Here is a 16801-nt window from a genome sequence, read left to right as displayed (position 1 = left end):
GAACGTGACGCATGAATGGGGTTTTAAATAATGATGAAGACTAATACTAAGAAGGCCAAGTACGACGATGCGGAATTGTTCGAAAAAGTCTTAGTGGGCATGTCATGGCTTGAAAGCCATCTTCGCGAGATTATTCAAACGATGGTGACTGATGCGGACGTGTCGTTCGAACAGTTCTTGATTCTCTACTATCTTGACCATAGCACTGATCACCGGATTACGGTGAAAGAGCTAGCCGCTGACCGCCACGTCTCTTCTTCAGCGATTTCAAGGAAACTGACCTACTTGATCAACAATGACTTGATTGTGTTGAACATCGATCCTTATGATCGTCGGTACCGTTATCTAACGTTAACCGCCAAAGGTGAGAAGTTAGCACGGGTCATTGAAAAAGTTAACGAAGAACGCCTTGGCAAGTTCCTCGACGAATTTGGCCGGATTCGAACCTCTGAATTAACTGATGAGCTTCGGATGGTCAGCAAAGTTTTAGTGGATACCAAGGAAATTAAAGGCTAGTAAAAAAGAGTCATTCAACTTGTATAAGCTGAATGACTCTTTTTAGTGTTAAATATTGATCGCTAATGAGAACAAGATAAAACCACCAAGTAACATGGCAAGAATCGCCACGACCACCCACAACACTTGACGGACGTTGTGCCGCACGCGTCGCTCAACATGGCTCTTTGATTGGAGATGCTCATGTTGGGCATTAAATAGCGAAGCATTCGTGTCTTTGACCCAATCAGCACCATGCTGACCATAGTAGGGGTTGGTGTTATGATTGAGCGAGTGGGGGACCCGGCCATTTGATTTGGTTAACGGTTGATAGCGCCGCATCGTAATCCTCTTTTCAACGGTTGTTTAGTTTTTCTGGGCCTTATAAGGAACGGCATAGTTCTTAGGGGCGTCGCTAGCTTTTGCATACTTCCAGTGCCCAGACATCTTCTTTTCGAGTGGGGCATCATCTTTGATGCAAGTAAAGCGAGAGCCAACTTCATTTTCGATAATGAAGATCCGGTTAAACTCGTGCCGCGTCTGAACAATGTGACAATCATTGTGATCGATACCAAAAACATCTTTGTATACCAACAACATTATCTCCTTTGGATTGAATTTAAAATAGTGACAATTTTACAAGGCTTCACAGACAGTCTACACTATCTATTATAAACCCCTAATCAAGTCCGTAAACCGTTTTGAGTGAAAAAAGATAAAATTGCACTGGCAAGGGTGTGACAATTCATAAAAAGCCACGCAGGTAAATTTGATCTTACCTGCGTGGCTTTATCCGTACTTCTGATTGGGTATACTGGGCTCGAACCAGTAAATTACGGATTCAGAGTCCGCTGCCTTACCAATTTGGCGAATACCCAATAACAACTATTTAATAGTAACTTTTCCAGCAAATACTGTCAAGACTTTGCTGAAACTTTGTGTCTATTTTTTGCATTTTTGCTTGAATATCGTATCAGTTGGTGGCTAAACTAGTTAAATGGAAGGTGAGTGTATGTCGAAGTCAGAATTAGATCATTTATTCGATCATCTGCGACAACAATTGATCGTATGGGCGGTCACGGCCATCGGATTAGCAGTTATGCGCAGCTTTTTGTTACCCCAATTATTGACTTTCGTTTTTTGGTGTAGTGTGGCCTACTGTTTGCTCTTATTCGTTGGTTTAGTTGTTGTGACGATTTTTAGGTGGCAAAAATCTTAATTATATTTGACAAGCCGCTTATCATTCGGTAAGATAATAAATGAATTTGTGCCCGCTGGTCAAATTGGTTAAGACGTCGCCCTCTCAAGGCGGAGTTACGGGTTCGATCCCCGTGCGGGTGATAAGGCGACAAATATAGAGAAACGACAAAGCACCAAAACGCTGATATAAAGGCGTTTTGGTGCTTTTGTTTTACACTCGAAAACCACTCAAACACGATATGTTCTTCCACGATTCTTCCAAAAACGAAAAAAGTAGTCAAAATATAGCAGTTTTTGGAAGAAAAATTAACAAATGATTTTGTAATCCCTTGTGGCACAAGGAATACAGCAATCGCAAAATTATCATTTTCTAAAATCCTTCATCCATTAGCTCAGTGGCCTTCTTATCTGATACGCCGTTTTCTTCTTCAATAAGATGGACGTAGGTGTTAACGGTCGTTTCTAGTTTCTGATGTCGAAGGCGATGTTGAACATAGGGAAGGGACTCATGATTTAAGATAAGAATCGAAGCGTGTGTATGCCTCATGGCGTGTGTTGTAACTTTATTGATATTTAGACGGTTACAAATACGTCCTAGCTCTTCGTTTGCATTCCCATTGCCCACGATTTTTCCTAGTTTAGACCAAAATACGAGGTTCTTAGGATTCTTCATTTCGTGCAGTTCTAAATAATCCTTCTGCGTGTTACGATAGCTCCTCATAAAACGACAGTAGGCGGGTCCTATGGTTATATCTCCATCGGCCTGTCCATTTCCCTTAGTTGGACGAAAAGTCTGTCTACGGGCGTCCCACTGCTGTTTAATGTGAACTATTCCATTATTCAAATCCAAATTATCCCACGTCAGACCAGCAGCTTCCTCGAACCTGGTTCCAGTTTCTAATTGAAACAGCATCATCAGCATAGTCATGTGATCATAATCAGCCATTTTAATGAGGTATTTACGCAGTTTCTTATAATTGGACAGTGTCAAATACTTTTCCTCTACGGGCTTAGGAGGGCGTCCAGTGACGTGTGCCTTGTAAGCAAAGTCTCGTTTTAGAATACCATCAGCTACGGCGTCCTTGATTGCAGTGTGTACTTGTTGATGAAGCTTGTGAGATGTGGCAATTCCATGACTGCGGCCAAATTCATTCAGAAACTTCTGGTAATCTGGACGTTTAATTGCGCTCATAGGTTTATCCTTAAAATATGCAGAGACGTGACGCCAGTTGCCCATATACAGCTCGTGAGTATGACGCGATACACCGTCAGTTTTGTAAATTCTGATCCAATCAAGAAAGTAATGCTTTAGACTCTCGGTACTACGTGATAAGTCAGCACCTTCCAGCAGAGCATTCTTAGTTTTAGTTTCCCACTCAACAGCGTCAGTTTTGCGCTTTTCTAAATGAGTAACCGACTTATAGTTACCGTCATCATCCTTATAAGAGACACGGGCTTGCCATTTACCATTATTAAGTTTGGTTACTGACATGTTTTATTCCTCCCAACTGGAAATAACAATAGGTTGACATTCCCAAACGTATGTTCTTTCTAACTTAAAATATATACCCCGTGATGGGGTATAAGCGGGTAACACATAAGTTACGTGTTGTACTTAATCTGACAATTCGAATCTTGAATAAAAGCTCTTGGTGGGGCTATAAATTTGTTAAGAAGCCATATAGTGGTTACTAGTAATTAGTGCGTTGAGTTGTTCAGAGTTAACACTTTTATAGGAAATTGTTTCAATGAATGATTCCAGTTCGTCATGTTGACTAATATCTAAACTGTGAATGCGGGTATCATTTTCTAAGTCAGATAGCATTTGGGATAATTTTTTATCGGCATTAATAGCATTTTTAGAATCATTTATTAAAAATATCGAGCTATCATAGTCGTATCTAGAGCTGAGTGTCACCATCTTTACATACCAGTCTTCTAGTGCACTTTCTTTAACTGGTGAAGAGTCAATAAGATTAAGAGTTGTATTTTCTCCATATGCAAAATCAATATTGAATTTTATTTCTAACGATTTCGAAGGGCGTATTTTTATATTTTTTTTAATTTGGTTTCCAAGCAAATCATGGGCGGTGAAAATATTAATCATTTGCTCTTTGGGAGTTAAGATATTAACAACATCATCTAATTTGAAATATTCATCACCTACATATTCGGACACTATTTGATTGAATAGGAGCTCTTCATTTGCAGTCACAATAGGCTTAGGTTTTGAAAAGCGAATTTGTTCTGGTAAATTGTGTTCAATAGTACTATCTAACAATTGAACCGAAAAATCTGAATCTAAATCACTCAGTATGAAGCTTAAATATTTCATGGTTGTTTGAAACAAATCTTTTTGATATTGGTTTAAAGCTAGTCCACGTATCTTAAAGCTGTTGAATGGGATAATTCTATATTTTGCAGACTTATCTCGTTCATTAAACAAGAGTGCACCGATATTAATTGACTCGTTTCTCATACTGTTTTGATTATATGAAATTATTGAGAATTGGTACTTTTGCCTTTGTGCCATTCTATCTGTCCTCCTTTGTAATTTGTAAATATGTTTTGAGCAATATTATACTCGATAAAAGGTTTAATCAAACTTTTTTGTCTATTTAAAAAATCTACATAAGCCTGTTTCTGCATATTACCACCGGAAATCCAATCGGGAGTAATGTTAGAAATTGTATTTACAAAAAAAGTATTGGTTAACGATTCAATTTCAGCAACCACATCACTAAAAGGATTATTTGAACTAAAATCTAGTTCGCGTTGTAATGCGTCAAAGACAACACCGTATTTGAACTTAGAAGCTTGATGCATTTGTTTGCTTCTATTCAAAAACCAAAACATCATAGTTGCTGAGTATGATGTAGTTATGTCTGGATTTACTTTTGGGTTATTAAAATTTAACAAGTCGATTTTTCTTTGACTTACAGGATCTGTGTTCCAGTACGGAGAGAAGAAACAAAATCCGTAGTCAATAGATACTAACCACTTACCATTGTTTTGATATTGAAAGAGGAGATTTCCACCATTTGTAAATCGATCAAGATTAAGGGTTAAAAAATCTAAACAGATAAGATTTGGAATTATTTCCTTATTTACAACATTGTTAAATAGAGCACGCCATCCACGTATAGCGTACGGCTGACTGTGATCAGTGGCTAATTTGAATACTTCAAGTAAGTCATTACCAATATTCGGTAATTTTTCAGTAGCGAAATACTTTCCCTTAGAAAATTTATATTTCCACTGTAAGTCAGGAAAATTAGAAAGTGTATCAACATCAATGGTTATTGTAGCGTAATTTGGAGTAGGAACGGCTAATTTTTTTGCAATTTCAGAAACTAATGCTTCTTGAAAGAATTCTGCATCTTGCTTAGATGGTTTAGTTTCTGTAGGATACATCACCATATCGTTCTTTAGTATATATTTTTTACCATCTGAAGCAGTTATGGTAATTGGCTTGCTACAACCTCGTTTTGGCAATTCTTCTTCATGAATCATGTCGATGTATAATGCATCATCATTCAAAAAATCGCATCCTTTCATAATTATTCCTGAATTTTTGATCGATAATAATGGTCAAAGCGAGTGACGGGAATCGGACCCGCGACTACAGCTTGGAAGGCTGTCGTTTTACCACTAAACTACACTCGCATAAGAGCCAACAATGGGTTTTGGTCGGCTCAACAGTTAATTAGAATGTACCTACAATTATTTTTGCTTAAGACGATCAACCATATCTCTTTCCATTCCTTGGATTATGCGGCCACATTCTTTCCTTGAGTAGCTATCTTTTGTAAGATAAACGAAAGCATACAGATTAATAAAAGAGGTTAAGTCATTAGTAATGTTATCTATGAGTTCATATTTCGACATATCTTTATCCATAATCTTACCTTCTTTCTTTTAAAAGTGGGTGGCAGGGATTGAACCTACATAACAATTTCAAACGAGAGAGAAGGGCTGAAATTGTTATTCTACCATTGAATTACGCCCACGCGATGTACGTACTAAAGTAAGCGGTAGTATGGGTTATTTGTTACAATGCGAGCGGCAGGAGTCGAACCTACATCTGAAAGTATCTAGTTAGCAATTCATAGGAGTACTGTTCTATCGTTGAACTACGCTCGCGTGAAATGGACCTTGTTGGGCTCGAACCAACGACCGGACGGTTATGAGCCGTCTGCTCTAACCAACTGAGCTAAAGGTCCGGAAGCTTTGCAAATAAGTGCTGTTTTTTCACTTATTTGCAAAGCGAGAAAGCTAATAATCCATTCTGGTAATTTCTGGTTCTGAAGTTAGATAGTCACTGACGTGTGCTAGAAATTTCTGGAAATGAGGGGTGTCATTATGAAAATCCACGGCTTCTTGATCTTTCCAGTGTTCGATAATTTCGTAATCATTATCACTGTCTAACTTTTTGAAATGTCCATAGAATTCATTACCAGCTTCTTGTGCTGAATTAATAACAAGTTCATGAATGAAATCTTCATATTCTTTTTTGAGCTCTGGTTTAACATGCAATGCGACGTTGATAATCTTCATTTGGAATTCTTCCTTTGACATTTAGTTTTATTATTCATCATCTGAGTCTTCGATGAGCTCTAGCCAAATGGTTAATGGTTCTGGGTTGAACTCTGGCCACTTCTTCATAATCTCGTAAGCTCTACTCAAAACATGACTTTCGTTTCCTTCTTCTAAGTCTTTAAAAACACTTAAAGCGACGTGGTTATTAGATAGATCGTCCCTTAAAATATTTGTTTTATGTTGCCATTCGGTAACTAATTTTTGGTAATTTACTAAACGTCTTGCATGCTGAATAGCATAGTCTACACCATTTTCTTGAACTCTTTTAATAAAATCTTCGTACTCTTTGAAGACGGCAGACTGTGCTTGTTTCCAATCTTTAGTAGATAAATCTTCTGATTTTTTCATAAATGGCACCTGATTTCTTACTGCAATTATCTTTTCTGTTGCTTTAATAATGATACAATTTCTGAAAGATATTTTTCCTCAGCTGTTGGAATAGGATCGGCTTTGACATCCTCTTTCTTAGGCATAATTTTATTAATCATTTTGACTAGTAAAAATACCACAAATGCAATAATCAAAAAATTAATGACAGAATTAATAAAGGAACCGTATTTAAAAGTAGCATTGCCAACTTTTAAAACAAGGCTAGAGAAATCAATTTGTCCTAAAAAAACACCTATTAGTGGATTTATTAAATTATTAACTAATGATTTAACGATAGCAGTAAATGCAGCCCCAATAATAACGCCGACTGCTAAATCCATTACATTACCACGTGAGATAAATTCTTTGAATTCTTGAATCAATTAAATATCCTCCTGAAAATATATTCTAGCTTTTAATGACATCCTGACTGGTCAATGTGAGTGGCAGGAGTTGAACCCGCATGGCAATAAGAAATAAAGGAAGGGTATCCCATAAGAAGTTGCCGTTCTGCCGTTGAACTACACCCACGTTTGTAATCAATTAGTGATGAAGCTTTTTATAGAGAAAATATGCAACTAATGCTGATATAATTGCCACAAATAATAGCTCAGTGCTCCACTTAATAGAGGACAGGCTTTTTAAAAAATAAGTTAAAGAATTGAACATTGGTGATTCTCCTGTGTTTGATTGAGTTAAGAATCTCTATGCGAGCGGCAGGAGTCGAACCTACATCTGTTAGTATCTAGTCAGCAATTCAAAGGAGTACTGTTCTACCGTTGAACTACGCTCGCGTGAAAGCCCGGTGAGGGGGCTTTTGTTTGGTTATGAACTTGGCTACTTGATTCCGTATTTTAAGAATTGGGTCTGTAGTTCACCAGAACTCTTCATTGAATCCGGTGTAGTTTCAAAAGCTTCTTTTTCAGACATTCCATGCTGTGTTTTATATAACACCGGTGAAACTCCGTATTTATTTAAAAATCCTGTTAGCGTATGCTCATCCATCGAAATTGACTCACTGTTAGCTCCCGTAGCACTAGAAGCTGCTGTGGAAGATTCTAATGACTGTGAAGCTGAGGACGCGGCACTTGATGAACTAGTGGCTGCGATGCTTTCAGAACTAGCCTTACTTTCTGATATTGAATCAGCTAACTTTTGAGAACTGGCTATTGATTCGCTTTCTGATTTAGCTTTAGCTGAACTTTCAGAACTAGCTTTAACTTTGCTTTCGGAGTACGCCTTCTTCTTGATTTCAGATAAAGAAGAGGCTTTTTTTCTTTTGGCAGTGACTAGACTACTTGATTTTGGATTTGATTCGCTTGACTTGTTAGCACTATTTCCACAAGCAGCTAGTGCTAGTGATGTGAATAGGACGGCCCCGATGGTTATTCCTTTTTTCATTCTATATTCCCCTAAAATGGATCTTATTATATCTTTGATCCATCTTTATAGCGAAAGATAGAAATAAAACCAATCATACTTACAAACAATGTGAGTAGACCAAAGGTAACTACATTACTTTTGGCTTCATCAGTTTGTGGTAACATGTTGTTCATATTCTTTTTGATTTTCGACATGCTGCTTGCTGATGAGGATGTTTGGTTCTTTGATTGATTACTACTACTAGTAGTAGAGTTTAAGACTGGCGATTTGGTACTAACGTTCTTGGTAGTATCAGATGAATTATTACTCGTATTCATAGCTACTGATTTGGTGGTAGCAGACGCGACATTTTTTGTGGTTGTTTTTGCAGCATTTGTAGTAGCAGTGGCGTTCCCGTTACTTTGAATCTGACTAGCAGCGTTAGATTCAGAATCTTTGAATGATGAATTAGTGATGTTTGATTCTACTGATTCCTGAGCTGACGAACTAGAACCGCTTGATTTTGATGAGCTAGAAGTACTCTGAGCTGACGAACTAGAGTTGTTTGATTCTGCTGAGCTAGAAGAATTAGCGCTTGAGGTACTATCACTGTTACTTTCAGAACTAGAACGGGTACCTACGACTGATAACATTACGGGAACGTTGGCACTTACAAAAGTATTAGCTGATTTTATAGGCACTTGGTCAGGAATCGTTACTTTTGGAATCCTAACTGTGCCCTTAAAAGATTGACCATTAGTTACTCTCATGACGTAGACAGACATTGCTTTAGAATCAGGAAGGGATTGGTAAAGATTAGGATTCTCAATGGCACTGTCAATATAAGCATTTTGTTTGGCTTGTGCTTCTGATATTGCTTGAGCATTAGGTTCGTAAACGTCTACTACATATTGATGATACGCATTTTTACGACGAATAGAGTCGCTCATTGCAAGTACCCATTTACCGTTTTCGTAATTTAATGTATCTGTCCCGTCACCGACGTTTCTGAACCATGTGTCACCTTCGCTTGGCTGCGAAACAGAAGTGGAGTAGTAGACTTCTGCGTTTGCTTTAAGAGGTGTTGTTACACCGATTGTGCATGCTGATAAGATTGCCACACTAAATAAAGTAATTCTTTTCATTGTAATTCCTCCAAATTAATATTTCCCCAAATAGAAATCCCCATGATGATTAAATTTTAACCCCCTAGCTTTTAATGACATCCTGACTGGTCAATGTGAGTGGCAGGAGTTGAACCCGCATGGCAATAAGAAATAAAGGAAGGGTATCCCATAAGAAGTTGCTGTTCTGCCGTTGAACTACACCCACGTTTGTAATAATTTAGTGATGAAGCTTTTTATAGAGAAAATATGCAACTAATGCTGATATAATTGCCACAAATAATAGCTCAGTGCTCCACTTAATAGAGGACATGCTTTTAAAAAAATAAGTTAAAGAATTGAACATTGGTGATTCTCCTGTGTTTGATTGAGTTAAGAATCTCTATGCGAGCGGCAGGAGTCGAACCTGCATTGGAAGGTAGGCTATATTTGAATTAAAGGAACCATTCTACCGTTGAACTACGCTCGCAAAAAAACTTGCAAATACGATTTTAAGATCTATAATATTTCTAAGCATGTTTCGTACATGCCCCTTGAGGTACATTCTCTTTCGTGGTGAGGGAGAATGTATTTTTTTATGTTAATGCGAGCGGCAGGAGTCGAACCTGCATAAATATAGGATGTGAGACTTGTGAGAAGCGTGTAAATAACTGTTCTACCGTTGAACTACGCTCGCGTGAAAGCCCCAACGAGGGCTTGGACTTGTTATGGTCTTGCGTATTGATTGCCCCGTGGTGCTGGCTTGGCGCCGGAATTATCAGCAGCACTCTGGGTCATATATTGGTAATTACCTGGATTCTTAACGCTGGTGTAGTACTTATTGGAGTCTGAAACAAAAACCATGCCAGAAGCAGCAGTAGTCCAATCACCGTTTTGTGTATAAGAAGCATTGTCTGTAGTACTTGTTTCGCTCGCTTTTTTAGCGGATGATGTGCTAGCAGCTAATGATTCTGAACTGGCTTTAGCTATTGAAGAGCTTTCTGCCTCAGACTGCTTTTTGCTTGCTTCGGATTCAGAACTAGCCATACTCTCTGAATTCTCTTTGGATTCAGACTTGGAGGCAGCAATACTTGCAGATTCTTCTTTGCTGCTTGATAGGGCGCTTTCAGATGAATCCTTCTCTTTAATAGAGTTAGCTTTACTGATACTAGCCTTTCTTTTCGATGCATCTTTTGCTGAACTTTTCTTCGCTTTGCTACTTGAGACTGTATCTGACTGTGATGCACTCGATCTTGTTGTGCCAGAAGGAGCGGCCCAAGCCGTTAATGCTAAGAATAGGATTGTTAGTCCTACTGAGATTAAGGTGTATTTTTTGTATGGACGATTAACACCTGTTTTTGTGAAATGATGAATTCCCCCACGAATTGAAAAGTAAGCTAACGCAATTAAAGATACAAGAAACATAAATGTAAAAAATATATCCAAAGTAATCCCTCCAAAACATGTTATTCCCCAATAACAATAATTCCCCGAACTATAAGTAGTCCCAACTCCTAGCTTTTATCGACTTCCTATCTGGTCTGTGCATAAACTACATTAACGATGATAATTCGTGAGGGAGGCGGAAGTAGTCAAGAAATCTTAAAATATCCTGCTGCTTGCTCCAGCCGTACTCCTCTTTTAACATGGTCAACATAAATTTATTGGCTTCAACTTCGTTGTTATCGGATAAAAAGCTTGTCGTATTTATTGCAAAAAACTGTGCATTAAATCCCTTGTGATGTCGTATATGAAAAATTTCATGATAGCAAACACCATTTTGTGTACGTTCATCAATTGTATTATTAATGACAATCATTGGGATTCGATGCGAGTTGTTATTGTAGCCGTAAATATTGCTACCAAGGTTATTGAATTGCACGTTAATGCCCAAGTCACGCGCCAAACCAAAAGCATTTTGAATCCCAAACTTGTTGGTTAAGTGGTCAATATCTTCTTCAATCCACCGTTCCATATAACCAGCTCCTATTATTCCTCTCCATTACGATACTTTTTGGGAGTAAACTTCCTTTTTGCTAATTGTTTGGATAATTCTAATGTTTGGCGCATGGACGCTTTGAGTAGTTCTTTATCCTGATCAGATAGCTCTTGCCCATTTTGAAAAAATGATAACGAATGTTTGGAGTCGAGACCGTTCATCATATCTTCAAGTTCCTTATCGATATTTCTTTCATCTTTTTCAGTTAAGTCATAATAGTGAGATCCTTTTGTAGGAAAGTTATTTTGATCTTTGGTAATGCCAGCTAGTTTAAAAATTTCATCATCAGTAATTCGTAGACCTGTTGCCATTTTTTGAAGAGTTTTTGGTTTGGGAATCTCACGTTTTTTATTTTCTACTTGTGACCAAAATGATGGAGATATTCCTGCTTGTAGTGCAGCTTGTCTAACTGTAAAACGTTTCTTATTTCTTATTTCTTTGATTTTTGGACCGAAGTTTAACACTTCGTTACGTAGATTTTCCGTTGAACTCATGGCGTCAAACTCCCTTCTATGATTGGATTATAGCAAAAAGTGAAACAATAGAGTGCAAAAAGTGAAATATTATCGTGATAAGTGGTTGCAAAAAGTAAAACAAAAGATTATAATAATTTATGTAATCAAGAAAGGAGGCAAAGACATGGCAGTAGTCCTTCCTGTAAAAAACTCTGATGAAATCAGAAAACTAATCAGCCTGAAGGGGGAAACAGTACGGTCCTTTTCCCTTAAAAACGGTATTTCTTATGGATATTTATCGCAAATATTAAACGGAAGAAAACCATCTCCGAAAGTCGCTAAGAAAATATCAGATGGGGTTGAGAGACCAATTGATTCACTTTTTTTGTTTTCGAAAGTTGCAAAAAGTAACACAAAGTCGAAGGAGGCAACAAAATGATGCCAATGAAAAGTAAAAGAGCCGCTATCGCAAATAGCAACTCTTCGGATTAAACGTTAATGACTGACAATCTTTACCACTTTGGAGCTGGCAAACACGGTGCCAGGGTCATCATCAGTGAAAAAGAAAGTGTAGTTGTTTAGAAGTTTGGTGATACTTGGCACTAATCCTAGCTTAATATGTTCGTTCAGTTCAAACGGACCATTAATTTCGTCTTTGTTAGGAAAATCGTACGTTATCTTTTCCCAGTTCTTTTTAGAAACTTTCTTAGGCCGATCATTAATTGGCGCAGTGCGAATACCCCAAACAAAGTCATTGACGTTTAGCGTTAGTGTTTCACCATCTAAAAAATGAATCGTAGCTGTTAACATTTTTTTACCACCTTTTTAAGTGAGAAGTCTATAGAAATTATTTTTCCACCTCGTTGTAAGGCGGAAAGTCGAAGAAGTCGTGGACGCTGATACCGAGGGTGCCACATACCTTACGGATTGTAGTAATTGTTGGACGCTTACTTCTCCCTTCAAACATCGCGTTTACAGTCGACTGGTTCAGCCCAGCTAATGTTGCAACACGATTAATAGTTAAGTTCTGTTGAGTTATTAATTCCATTAAATGTTCGGAAACAAATTCTCCATCGGTTTTCATGTTATGAGCTCCTAACGATATATTGTTAAGTTCATTCTAAAGTAAATAACAAAAATATTTACTAATATATTGTTGACATGTAACGATATATTAGTTATTATATGGCCAGGTTACCAATATATTAGTGGCTGGAAAGGAGATACCAAATGACTTACACATTAAGGATTCGAGAATTGCGGCAGAAACTGGGACTCAGCCAATCAGCACTAGCTGATAAAAGTGGAGTACCGCAAACGACGATCAGCGCAATTGAGTCAGGTACTAATTTGACATACGAGACGGCGAAAAAGCTTGCCCGTGCATTGGGAGTTTCCACAGATGAATTATCAGTGGAGGTGACCGAGTAATGGAAGTTATGCAAGAGAAGTTGCACGAAATGGTCCAAAGGTTCCATTTAGGTGTGTCTAATGTTTATCAAACTAACGAAAGCAAAATTGATGAAGCGCGTCGAATATTCGAGTTACTAAAAGCAAATATTTAATTTTCAAAGAACGGAGGAAACAAAATGACACATCTATCACGAACTACATTAATCAATGCACTAGCAAAGGTTAAACCAGAAACACCAAGAGTAATGTTTGAGGCACTAAGCGATAAAGCACTAGATGCTGAATTTCGAGCAGTAACGGCCGAGTATAACGAGCAAGCTAGCCAACTTATGTCAGTTTCATATTAGGAGGTGCGAACATGTCAGATACGATATTGATTCGGCATGAGGCTCCAAAGGGATTCCAATTCATTAGCGAAGAAGAATACGAGAAGTTCCAAGCCTGGAAGCAAGCACAACGTGGTATTCGTACTTGGAAGCTTAAAGATTTGGCCAAGTATAAATACGGAACTAAATCAACCGAACGAGCCTCACGATATTTAACCAAGCATCGTCATGATTTGGACATTGAACAGGGTGGCTTCATTGATTATGTGAATACCCATAACGGCTGGCAGATTCCAGCAGCTGAGATGATCGATTACCTATTAGATCATCCCAATTAATTTAAATTATAAGTGAATTACATGGAAAGGCTATATAAAGCCCTTTCCAAAATACAGAGGTGTAGGTATGAAGAACAAGTTTGCAGAGCAATTGTCATTGGCATTAGGCAAAAATAAAACACTAACACAGCAGCAGATTGCAGATAGGACGCATGTTTCTCCCGGACAATTGTCCCGGTTGAAGAGTGGATCAAGAAGTACTGATCCACAAATCAGGAAGTCGTTAGCAAATGTAATTAACGATTTTTGGCTTAGCTATTCTGGTGCTCGTGAGAATTTCGGAGTGCTGTCATTCCAGAATGATCGTCAGCTACAAGGTGATATGTTCTCGGCTTTGATGAAACAGAAAAAGGAACAGCGTGAGCGAGAAAGAATTGAGGTTGAGTTTGAAGAAGCTATTACAGTCAAGCCGAGAGATCGGACGCCAGCGCAGCAGCTAGTTATTGAACGTTATCCACGTGAATATGCAGAAGAAATTAGCGCCGAGATAACTGATTTGGCTAAGAAAGCTGAGTATGCCGGTATTCCAATGGATAAATTGCAGGAAGTAATCGATAAAGTCAATCAAGAAAATGGCTAGGAGGAAATAGCAATGATTGAAGGAGCATTAGTAGGCTGCGCGTTAACTGCATTGTGGTTCAAGCGTCATGAAGTTGCTAGTTGGTTTGGAATTTAAGGAGATGAAGACAATGAAATTTACGTTCAGGATTGGAAACGTGCTTTACAAACAGCTCACGATTCAGGAGTTAGATAGTCTTTTTAACACGTTTAAGGAGGTTGAACGAATTGGAAGTACGCAAAGTATCGCCAAAGCCTAAATTTGAGTACGAAAAAAGCTGCTCGAGTATTGGGAGTACCCGTGCAGCTAAGACGCTTAATAATTTTATTTTCGAGTTCTATTGTACTCCGAAACAGTCACTAAGGCAACGTTTGACACGGAGGTGGGGCAAATGATACCAGCACAGGCAGATTTAAACGAGCATTGGCAGCAACGTAACGACTCACGCGACTGGGTACTTGACGCAGATAACTATTGTTACGATGGTGATGAGTTTGCCAAGGCACAGTTATTTCAAGATTATATCGATAATAACGACTTTAAGCAGTGGGCGGCTGATATGCAGGCCGATATGTTGAGCGCCATTTGTATCGTCACTTTCGGTTCGACTGACGTAAGCGTGTTATATCCAGATCAAGGTGAGGAGCCAAATTGGCAATGGTTGATTGATGTGTTTGGTCAGTCCCGTCTATGGGACGAGCTACTGGCACACATCGACACGGACACGATGATGACACGTCTGGGCTATTACTGGGTATCAGAGGAGGAATAAGCATGAGTAATGAGTTAGTTACGATGGTTAATAACAATATTGAGGATATGAAGAATAATGAAGGCTTGTCATTACCACCTGATTATTCAGTAGGGAATGCATTAAACAGTGCTTACTTGATTTTGAGTGATACGTCTAAGGGCCAACCATTACTTGATAAGTGTGACCAAGGATCAGTTATCAAGGCGTTGATGAACATGGCAATTCAAGGATTGAGCCCAGCTAAAAACCAATGCTATTTCATTCCTTATGGCAACCAGTTAGTCATGCAGCGTTCCTATTTTGGCTCAATTAGTGTTGTAAAGCGTCTTTCAAACGTTAAGGATATTCAGGCACAGGTTGTCCACAAAGACGACACTTTCAAGATTGGTGGTGAAAATGGAGTGCTGGTGGTTAAAGAGTTCGAGCCAAGCTTTGAGAACCTAGATAAGCCAATTATCGGGGCCTTTGCATGGATCGAAGACATCAACGGGAACCGGACATACACGGTTATGACAAAAAAAGACATCGACACCAGTTGGAGCCACGCTAAGACGAAGAAGGTTCAAAACGAGTTCCCGGAAGAGATGGCTAAACGGACTGTTATCAATCGAGCTGCGAAGTTCTATATTAATTCAAGCTCAGACAACGATTTATTTGTAAAAGCAGTTAACGAAACCACTCGCAACGAATATGAGAATGACGATAGAAAAGACGTAACACCGACTAAAAGGTCATTGGTAGCTGATGTAGCAGAGAATAAAGCTGAGAAGGTAGAGTCTGCCGAACCAGTCAAAGAACCCGTTAAAACAGCTGTAAAGGAGGCACCAAGCAATGATCAAGAACCTGCCAAAGACGGGGCCAACCAGCAAAACCTCTTCGACAACCTCGGAGACCTTGACGCCGGCTAACTATTACGATCGCTGGACAGATCAATCATTTATGTCAGCAACATGGTTCAAGAAGTTTTTAGCCTGTGAGGCTGAAGCACTCGCCGAGTTGCAGGGTAAATGGGAGCCAGTTATGAACTCAACGGCGCTAGTCGTTGGAAATTGGCTTCACAGCTACTTCGAAAGCGAGAAAGCTCATGCCAAGTTTGTTGATGAACATCCAGAGGCAATTTCAAGCCAGGGCCCAAGCAAAGGCCATCTCAAAAAGGACTTCAAAATTGCTGAATCCATGATTGAAGCCTTATCTGACGATCATGATTTTAATCTTCTTTATCAAGGCGATAAAGAAGTGATTGTAACTGGTGAAATCGGTGGTTATCCCTGGAAGGGCAAGATTGATTGCCTCAATTTGAAACAAGGTTACTTCGTGGATCTAAAGACGACCGCTGATATTTATAAGGGTTATTGGAATGAAGAAAGCCGTGAACGGGAACCATTTGTTTATGCGTATAACTATCAGCTTCAAATGGCCGTGTATCAGGAACTGATTAAGCAGCAATTCGGTGTGATGTGTAAACCGTACATCGTGGCAGTAAGCAAACAGGATCCACCAGACAAGCAGGCTATTGATTTACCGGAGTACCGACTTACTAATGCTATGAACCAGATATTGGACTCTCAACAGCATATTCAAGATGTCATTAAAGGCGAAGCAGATCCTATCCAATGCGGACATTGTGCTTATTGTCGTAGTACCAAAAAGTTAGAGAGCGTCGTTAGTGCAGACGACTTACTCATAGATTGACTAAACAGAATTGGCTTGAACAGCAGTGACTGAATCCACCGAACGGGTGAAAGGCCCATTAGTAAAGGAGGGACGAATTTGGATTACTTCAAGCAACGACGAGCGTACCGCAATTTTAAAATGTATGAAGCGAGTGT

General features: G+C 38.8%; 27 protein-coding genes and 10 tRNA genes. 12 read left to right on the top strand and 25 right to left on the bottom strand.

Annotation, left to right across the window (positions count from 1 at the left end):
* Positions 1 to 30: 30 nt before the first annotated feature.
* Complete coding sequence (locus MZO41_RS14450) at positions 31 to 516, top strand: MarR family winged helix-turn-helix transcriptional regulator (RefSeq protein WP_003642771.1); 486 nt, start codon at positions 31 to 33, stop codon at positions 514 to 516.
* A gap of 48 nt (positions 517 to 564) precedes the next feature.
* Here MZO41_RS14450 and MZO41_RS14445 read toward each other — a convergent pair whose 3' ends face one another.
* From MZO41_RS14445 to MZO41_RS14435, 3 genes are all read right to left on the bottom strand, one after another.
* The gene (locus MZO41_RS14445; RefSeq protein WP_003642772.1) at positions 565 to 837 is read right to left on the bottom strand and encodes a hypothetical protein; all 273 of its coding nucleotides are present in this window, start codon (positions 835 to 837) and stop codon (positions 565 to 567) included.
* Between the two features lie 24 nt (positions 838 to 861).
* Positions 862 to 1095 carry a hypothetical protein gene (locus MZO41_RS14440; protein WP_003642773.1) on the bottom strand — a complete coding sequence of 78 codons (234 nt, stop codon included), beginning with the start codon at positions 1093 to 1095 and terminating at the stop codon, positions 862 to 864.
* 205 nt (positions 1096 to 1300) lie between these two features.
* Positions 1301 to 1373: transfer RNA gene (locus MZO41_RS14435), tRNA-Gln, on the bottom strand.
* Between the two features lie 134 nt (positions 1374 to 1507).
* On the opposite strand from MZO41_RS14435, the gene MZO41_RS14430 reads away from it, so the two are divergent.
* Both MZO41_RS14430 and MZO41_RS14425 read left to right on the top strand, forming a co-directional pair.
* On the top strand, positions 1508 to 1714 hold the full coding sequence (locus MZO41_RS14430; protein ID WP_003642774.1) for a hypothetical protein: 207 nt from the start codon (positions 1508 to 1510) through the stop codon (positions 1712 to 1714).
* A gap of 49 nt (positions 1715 to 1763) precedes the next feature.
* Positions 1764 to 1836: transfer RNA gene (locus tag MZO41_RS14425), tRNA-Glu, on the top strand.
* 229 nt (positions 1837 to 2065) lie between these two features.
* On the opposite strand, the gene MZO41_RS14420 is transcribed toward MZO41_RS14425, so the two are convergent.
* The 20 genes from MZO41_RS14420 to MZO41_RS14325 form a co-directional block, all read right to left on the bottom strand.
* Positions 2066 to 3187 carry a tyrosine-type recombinase/integrase gene (locus MZO41_RS14420; protein ID WP_058906837.1) on the bottom strand — a complete coding sequence of 374 codons (1122 nt, stop codon included), beginning with the start codon at positions 3185 to 3187 and terminating at the stop codon, positions 2066 to 2068.
* A gap of 177 nt (positions 3188 to 3364) precedes the next feature.
* Positions 3365 to 4228, bottom strand: a complete 864-nt coding sequence (locus MZO41_RS14415; RefSeq protein ID WP_058906838.1) for a DUF3037 domain-containing protein — start codon at positions 4226 to 4228, stop codon at positions 3365 to 3367.
* Positions 4195 to 5235, bottom strand: coding sequence for a hypothetical protein (locus MZO41_RS14410; protein ID WP_058906839.1), 1041 nt, complete (start codon positions 5233 to 5235; stop codon positions 4195 to 4197). Before MZO41_RS14410 ends, MZO41_RS14415 begins: the two co-directional genes overlap by 34 nt.
* 55 nt (positions 5236 to 5290) lie before the next feature.
* Positions 5291 to 5361 (bottom strand) — tRNA-Gly (locus MZO41_RS14405).
* A 57-nt stretch (positions 5362 to 5418) separates the two neighbouring features.
* Positions 5419 to 5595, bottom strand: a complete 177-nt coding sequence (locus MZO41_RS14400) for a hypothetical protein (RefSeq protein WP_003642778.1) — start codon at positions 5593 to 5595, stop codon at positions 5419 to 5421.
* A 23-nt stretch (positions 5596 to 5618) separates the two neighbouring features.
* A tRNA-OTHER gene (locus MZO41_RS14395) sits at positions 5619 to 5705 on the bottom strand.
* Between the two features lie 139 nt (positions 5706 to 5844).
* Positions 5845 to 5918, bottom strand: a tRNA-Ile gene (locus MZO41_RS14390).
* 52 nt (positions 5919 to 5970) lie between these two features.
* Entirely contained in the window at positions 5971 to 6252 is a 282-nt protein-coding gene (locus tag MZO41_RS14385; RefSeq protein WP_022638129.1) for a putative quinol monooxygenase, read from the bottom strand.
* Positions 6253 to 6282: 30 nt separating this feature from the next.
* A complete protein-coding gene (locus MZO41_RS14380; protein WP_022638128.1) occupies positions 6283 to 6642 on the bottom strand; it encodes a hypothetical protein in 360 nt (119 codons plus the stop codon).
* Positions 6643 to 6668: 26 nt separating this feature from the next.
* On the bottom strand, positions 6669 to 7046 hold the full coding sequence (gene mscL, locus MZO41_RS14375) for a large-conductance mechanosensitive channel protein MscL (RefSeq protein WP_021356373.1): 378 nt from the start codon (positions 7044 to 7046) through the stop codon (positions 6669 to 6671).
* A gap of 55 nt (positions 7047 to 7101) precedes the next feature.
* Positions 7102 to 7194 (bottom strand) — tRNA-OTHER (locus MZO41_RS14370).
* 177 nt (positions 7195 to 7371) lie between these two features.
* Positions 7372 to 7457, bottom strand: a tRNA-OTHER gene (locus MZO41_RS14365).
* A 43-nt stretch (positions 7458 to 7500) separates the two neighbouring features.
* Positions 7501 to 8064, bottom strand: coding sequence for a hypothetical protein (locus tag MZO41_RS14360; protein ID WP_022638127.1), 564 nt, complete (start codon positions 8062 to 8064; stop codon positions 7501 to 7503).
* Between the two features lie 26 nt (positions 8065 to 8090).
* Entirely contained in the window at positions 8091 to 9170 is a 1080-nt protein-coding gene (locus MZO41_RS14355; protein WP_022638126.1) for a hypothetical protein, read from the bottom strand.
* Positions 9171 to 9264: 94 nt separating this feature from the next.
* Positions 9265 to 9357: transfer RNA gene (locus tag MZO41_RS14350), tRNA-OTHER, on the bottom strand.
* Between the two features lie 177 nt (positions 9358 to 9534).
* A tRNA-OTHER gene (locus MZO41_RS14345) sits at positions 9535 to 9618 on the bottom strand.
* A gap of 115 nt (positions 9619 to 9733) precedes the next feature.
* Positions 9734 to 9825 (bottom strand) — tRNA-OTHER (locus MZO41_RS14340).
* A gap of 29 nt (positions 9826 to 9854) precedes the next feature.
* Complete coding sequence (locus tag MZO41_RS14335; protein ID WP_013355756.1) at positions 9855 to 10574, bottom strand: hypothetical protein; 720 nt, start codon at positions 10572 to 10574, stop codon at positions 9855 to 9857.
* A gap of 106 nt (positions 10575 to 10680) precedes the next feature.
* Positions 10681 to 11103, bottom strand: a complete 423-nt coding sequence (locus MZO41_RS14330) for an ImmA/IrrE family metallo-endopeptidase (RefSeq protein WP_058906840.1) — start codon at positions 11101 to 11103, stop codon at positions 10681 to 10683.
* Between the two features lie 14 nt (positions 11104 to 11117).
* Complete coding sequence (locus MZO41_RS14325) at positions 11118 to 11621, bottom strand: helix-turn-helix domain-containing protein (RefSeq protein ID WP_013355754.1); 504 nt, start codon at positions 11619 to 11621, stop codon at positions 11118 to 11120.
* A 145-nt stretch (positions 11622 to 11766) separates the two neighbouring features.
* Here MZO41_RS14325 and MZO41_RS14320 point away from each other — a divergent pair, with 145 nt between their 5' ends.
* The gene (locus MZO41_RS14320; RefSeq protein WP_033099030.1) at positions 11767 to 12021 is read left to right on the top strand and encodes a helix-turn-helix domain-containing protein; all 255 of its coding nucleotides are present in this window, start codon (positions 11767 to 11769) and stop codon (positions 12019 to 12021) included.
* A 56-nt stretch (positions 12022 to 12077) separates the two neighbouring features.
* Here the strand turns inward: MZO41_RS14320 and MZO41_RS14315 are convergent, their stop codons facing one another.
* Positions 12078 to 12392, bottom strand: a complete 315-nt coding sequence (locus MZO41_RS14315; RefSeq protein ID WP_013355753.1) for a hypothetical protein — start codon at positions 12390 to 12392, stop codon at positions 12078 to 12080.
* 37 nt (positions 12393 to 12429) lie between these two features.
* Entirely contained in the window at positions 12430 to 12666 is a 237-nt protein-coding gene (locus MZO41_RS14310) for a helix-turn-helix domain-containing protein (RefSeq protein WP_011101085.1), read from the bottom strand.
* 146 nt (positions 12667 to 12812) lie between these two features.
* Between MZO41_RS14310 and MZO41_RS14305 the strand changes: the two genes are divergently transcribed.
* The 8 genes from MZO41_RS14305 to MZO41_RS14275 all read left to right on the top strand — a co-directional run bounded on the left by MZO41_RS14305 (position 12813) and on the right by MZO41_RS14275 (position 16664).
* Positions 12813 to 13013: a helix-turn-helix transcriptional regulator gene (locus MZO41_RS14305; RefSeq protein WP_011101086.1), complete on the top strand. Its 201-nt coding sequence runs from the start codon at positions 12813 to 12815 to the stop codon at positions 13011 to 13013.
* 158 nt (positions 13014 to 13171) lie between these two features.
* On the top strand, positions 13172 to 13342 hold the full coding sequence (locus tag MZO41_RS14300) for a hypothetical protein (protein WP_003642792.1): 171 nt from the start codon (positions 13172 to 13174) through the stop codon (positions 13340 to 13342).
* An 11-nt stretch (positions 13343 to 13353) separates the two neighbouring features.
* Positions 13354 to 13659: a DUF771 domain-containing protein gene (locus tag MZO41_RS14295; RefSeq protein WP_058906841.1), complete on the top strand. Its 306-nt coding sequence runs from the start codon at positions 13354 to 13356 to the stop codon at positions 13657 to 13659.
* Positions 13660 to 13726: 67 nt separating this feature from the next.
* On the top strand, positions 13727 to 14239 hold the full coding sequence (locus MZO41_RS14290) for a helix-turn-helix domain-containing protein (protein WP_022638124.1): 513 nt from the start codon (positions 13727 to 13729) through the stop codon (positions 14237 to 14239).
* A 109-nt stretch (positions 14240 to 14348) separates the two neighbouring features.
* Positions 14349 to 14477: a hypothetical protein gene (locus MZO41_RS16860; protein WP_257785057.1), complete on the top strand. Its 129-nt coding sequence runs from the start codon at positions 14349 to 14351 to the stop codon at positions 14475 to 14477.
* Positions 14478 to 14609: 132 nt separating this feature from the next.
* Entirely contained in the window at positions 14610 to 14990 is a 381-nt protein-coding gene (locus MZO41_RS14285; RefSeq protein WP_022638122.1) for a recombination system host exonuclease inhibitor, read from the top strand.
* A 2-nt stretch (positions 14991 to 14992) separates the two neighbouring features.
* Positions 14993 to 15880 carry a recombinase RecT gene (locus MZO41_RS14280; protein WP_058906842.1) on the top strand — a complete coding sequence of 296 codons (888 nt, stop codon included), beginning with the start codon at positions 14993 to 14995 and terminating at the stop codon, positions 15878 to 15880.
* Complete coding sequence (locus MZO41_RS14275) at positions 15804 to 16664, top strand: PD-(D/E)XK nuclease-like domain-containing protein (protein WP_058906843.1); 861 nt, start codon at positions 15804 to 15806, stop codon at positions 16662 to 16664. Before MZO41_RS14280 ends, MZO41_RS14275 begins: the two co-directional genes overlap by 77 nt.
* The last annotated feature ends 137 nt before the right edge of the window (positions 16665 to 16801 follow it).

Source organism: Lactiplantibacillus sp. C232 (assembly GCF_023806725.1).
GTDB lineage: Bacteria > Bacillota > Bacilli > Lactobacillales > Lactobacillaceae > Lactiplantibacillus > Lactiplantibacillus plantarum.
The sequence above is the reverse complement of the archived record's forward strand: the minus strand, read 5'-3'. Positions and strand labels throughout refer to the sequence as shown.

Excerpts from the sequence above, each read along its gene's own strand:
- MZO41_RS14280 (WP_058906842.1), top strand. The coding sequence starts at position 14,993 with ATGAGTAATGAGTTAGTTACGATGGTTAATAACAATATTGAGGATATG.
- MZO41_RS14430 (WP_003642774.1), top strand. The coding sequence starts at position 1,508 with ATGTCGAAGTCAGAATTAGATCATTTATTCGATCATCTGCGACAACAA.
- MZO41_RS14440 (WP_003642773.1), bottom strand. The coding sequence starts at position 1,095 with ATGTTGTTGGTATACAAAGATGTTTTTGGTATCGATCACAATGATTGT.
- MZO41_RS14420 (WP_058906837.1), bottom strand. The coding sequence starts at position 3,187 with ATGTCAGTAACCAAACTTAATAATGGTAAATGGCAAGCCCGTGTCTCT.
- MZO41_RS14285 (WP_022638122.1), top strand. The coding sequence starts at position 14,610 with ATGATACCAGCACAGGCAGATTTAAACGAGCATTGGCAGCAACGTAAC.
- MZO41_RS14325 (WP_013355754.1), bottom strand. The coding sequence starts at position 11,621 with ATGAGTTCAACGGAAAATCTACGTAACGAAGTGTTAAACTTCGGTCCA.
- MZO41_RS14415 (WP_058906838.1), bottom strand. The coding sequence starts at position 4,228 with ATGGCACAAAGGCAAAAGTACCAATTCTCAATAATTTCATATAATCAA.
- MZO41_RS14380 (WP_022638128.1), bottom strand. The coding sequence starts at position 6,642 with ATGAAAAAATCAGAAGATTTATCTACTAAAGATTGGAAACAAGCACAG.
- MZO41_RS14400 (WP_003642778.1), bottom strand. The coding sequence starts at position 5,595 with ATGGATAAAGATATGTCGAAATATGAACTCATAGATAACATTACTAAT.
- MZO41_RS14385 (WP_022638129.1), bottom strand. The coding sequence starts at position 6,252 with ATGAAGATTATCAACGTCGCATTGCATGTTAAACCAGAGCTCAAAAAA.
- MZO41_RS14295 (WP_058906841.1), top strand. The coding sequence starts at position 13,354 with ATGTCAGATACGATATTGATTCGGCATGAGGCTCCAAAGGGATTCCAA.
- MZO41_RS14445 (WP_003642772.1), bottom strand. The coding sequence starts at position 837 with ATGCGGCGCTATCAACCGTTAACCAAATCAAATGGCCGGGTCCCCCAC.
- MZO41_RS14320 (WP_033099030.1), top strand. The coding sequence starts at position 11,767 with ATGGCAGTAGTCCTTCCTGTAAAAAACTCTGATGAAATCAGAAAACTA.
- MZO41_RS14290 (WP_022638124.1), top strand. The coding sequence starts at position 13,727 with ATGAAGAACAAGTTTGCAGAGCAATTGTCATTGGCATTAGGCAAAAAT.
- MZO41_RS14300 (WP_003642792.1), top strand. The coding sequence starts at position 13,172 with ATGACACATCTATCACGAACTACATTAATCAATGCACTAGCAAAGGTT.
- MZO41_RS14330 (WP_058906840.1), bottom strand. The coding sequence starts at position 11,103 with ATGGAACGGTGGATTGAAGAAGATATTGACCACTTAACCAACAAGTTT.
- MZO41_RS14360 (WP_022638127.1), bottom strand. The coding sequence starts at position 8,064 with ATGAAAAAAGGAATAACCATCGGGGCCGTCCTATTCACATCACTAGCA.
- MZO41_RS14450 (WP_003642771.1), top strand. The coding sequence starts at position 31 with ATGATGAAGACTAATACTAAGAAGGCCAAGTACGACGATGCGGAATTG.
- MZO41_RS14355 (WP_022638126.1), bottom strand. The coding sequence starts at position 9,170 with ATGAAAAGAATTACTTTATTTAGTGTGGCAATCTTATCAGCATGCACA.
- MZO41_RS14315 (WP_013355753.1), bottom strand. The coding sequence starts at position 12,392 with ATGTTAACAGCTACGATTCATTTTTTAGATGGTGAAACACTAACGCTA.
- MZO41_RS14275 (WP_058906843.1), top strand. The coding sequence starts at position 15,804 with ATGATCAAGAACCTGCCAAAGACGGGGCCAACCAGCAAAACCTCTTCG.
- MZO41_RS14310 (WP_011101085.1), bottom strand. The coding sequence starts at position 12,666 with ATGAAAACCGATGGAGAATTTGTTTCCGAACATTTAATGGAATTAATA.
- MZO41_RS16860 (WP_257785057.1), top strand. The coding sequence starts at position 14,349 with ATGAAATTTACGTTCAGGATTGGAAACGTGCTTTACAAACAGCTCACG.
- MZO41_RS14305 (WP_011101086.1), top strand. The coding sequence starts at position 12,813 with ATGACTTACACATTAAGGATTCGAGAATTGCGGCAGAAACTGGGACTC.